The sequence below is a fragment of the Pseudomonas sp. 05N434 genome (genome assembly GCF_056396965.1).
The window spans coordinates 1-2201 of sequence record NZ_JBFTMK010000695.1 but is presented as its reverse complement, the minus strand read 5'-3'; the positions used below and the strand labels follow the sequence as shown (position 1 = coordinate 2201).

Annotated in this window: 2 protein-coding genes; one reads left to right on the top strand and one right to left on the bottom strand. The window is 62.0% G+C overall.

What is annotated here, in order from left to right; all coding sequences use genetic code 11:
- On the bottom strand, positions 1-1308 hold a 1308-nt coding region (gene recQ, locus AC1DLB_RS28175; protein WP_477786102.1), incomplete at its 3' end, for a DNA helicase RecQ.
- A gap of 284 nt (positions 1309-1592) precedes the next feature.
- Between recQ and AC1DLB_RS28170 the strand changes: the two genes are divergently transcribed.
- Positions 1593-2180: a UPF0149 family protein gene (locus AC1DLB_RS28170; protein WP_007938492.1), complete on the top strand. Its 588-nt coding sequence runs from the start codon at positions 1593-1595 to the stop codon at positions 2178-2180.
- Positions 2181-2201: the final 21 nt, after the last annotated feature.

The following is a 2201-nucleotide window of genomic DNA, read 5'->3' as shown; positions in this document are numbered from 1 at the left end:
GTCCTTGCCCAGCAACACGTCCACCAGATGGCCGACGCCATAACGCTGACCGGTGCGGTAGATCGCCGACAGCGCCTGGCGGGCCGGCTCGGTGGCGTCCCAGGTCTGCACGCCGTCGACACAGTTGTCGCAGTGGCCGCAGGGCTCGGGCATGTCTTCGTCGAAGTACGCCAGCAGGGTCTGGCGGCGGCAGCGGGTTTCCTCACAGAGCGAGAGCATGGCGTCGAGTTTGTGCTGCTCCAGACGCTTGTGGCGTTCGTCGCCTTCGGAGTTTTGCAGCATCTGCTTGAGCATCACCACGTCTTGCAGGCCGTACGCCATCCAGGCATCCGCCGGCAGACCGTCACGACCGCCGCGACCGGTTTCCTGGTAATACGCCTCAAGGGACTTCGGCAAGTCGAGGTGAGCCACAAAACGCACGTTGGGCTTGTCGATGCCCATGCCGAACGCCACGGTGGCGACCATGATCAGGCCTTCCTCGTTGAGGAAGCGCTTCTGGTGATGCGCCCGGGTTTCGTTGGCCAGACCGGCGTGGTACGGCAGCGCCGGGAAGCCTTGCTCACTGAGGAACACCGCCACTTCGTCGACCTTTTTGCGCGACAGGCAGTAGACGATACCGGCATCGCTGCGCCGCTCGGCGAGGAACGCCAGCAACTGCTTGCGCGGCTGCTCCTTGGGCACGATGCGATAGAAAATATTCGGGCGGTCGAAACTCGACAGGAAACGCTCGGCATCCTGCAAATGCAGACGATCGACGATTTCTTCCCGGGTGCGCTTGTCGGCGGTGGCGGTCAGGGCGATGCGCGGGACGTTGGGGAACAATTCCGCCAACTGGCCCAGTTGCAGGTATTCGCGACGGAAGTCGTGGCCCCATTGGGACACGCAGTGCGCTTCGTCGATGGCGAACAGGGCGATTTCGAGGCTTTGCAGGAAGGCCAGCATCCGTGGCTGCACCAGGCGTTCGGGCGCCAGGTAGAGCATTTTCACCTCGCCGCGCTTGATCCGTGCAGCAAGATCACGCTGCTGCTCGGCGCTCAGGGTGGAGTTCAACGACGCCGCGGCGACGCCCAGCTCTTCGAGGGTGGCGACCTGATCGTCCATCAGCGCGATCAGCGGCGACACCACCACCGCCAGGCCTTCGCGCAGCAGCGCCGGCACCTGGAAGCACAAGGACTTGCCGCCCCCGGTAGGCATCAGCACCAGGGCGTCGCCGCCACTGGCCACGCGCTCAATGATTGCACCCTGACGGCCACGGAAACTGTCGTAGCCGAAGATGTCCTTGAGGACGCGTTGAGCCTGTTCGAGCATAAAAACTCCAAAAATCACCGAAACATCCCTGCAAGGCTGGTTCAGAACCACGAAAGCTGCACAAACAAATCGTAAGTGCGCATTGCATGACGCTGCATATTTCAGCCGTGACGCCAGCAGGGCATCACAAAACGCGCGAGTATACCCGAGCCCTCCCTTGCAAAGGGCGCCGCTGATAAGACGCACACAAGCCAACCGCGGGAGCAAATATGCCGCGCGGCTGGCCTGAGCGCTCAAGAAGGCCTAGAATTCCCGCATCGTATATTCCCCAAGGTAGCCCTTTAATGTCCTTCGCTGAGCAACTAACCCGCCTGCAAGTCTTCCTCGACGCCGACGAGCTGCATGACGAGGCGCTGGACTACGTGGCCGCCCACGGCTACCTCACTGCGCTGTCGATCTGCTCCGAAAGCGTTCCCGACCGTGAGTGGATCGACGCGCTGTTCGCCGAAGAGCCGCATTACGCCGACGACACCGAGCGTGAAGCGATCGAATCCACCCTGGTGCTGCTCAAGGCTCACATCGCCCGCCAACTGGCGTCCGACGAAGAGTTCGAGCTGCCATGCGACCTCGACCTGGGCGATGACCCGGACGATTCCGACCTGCGCGGCTGGTGCATCGGTTTCATGGAAGGCGTGTTCCTGCGCGAAGCCGCCTGGTTCGAAACTGCCGAAGACGAAGTCAGTGAAATGCTGCTGCCGATCATGGTCGGTTCGGGTCTGTTCGACGAACAGCCTGAGTTCTCCGACATCGCGGCCGACGCCAACCTGATGGACGACATGATCGTGCAAATCCCGGAAGCCCTGACCGCGCTRTACTTGCTGTGCAACGCGCCAGACGAAAAACCGGCGATCCTCAAGCCACGTCACCACTAAGGTTTTGCCTCTGGACAACCC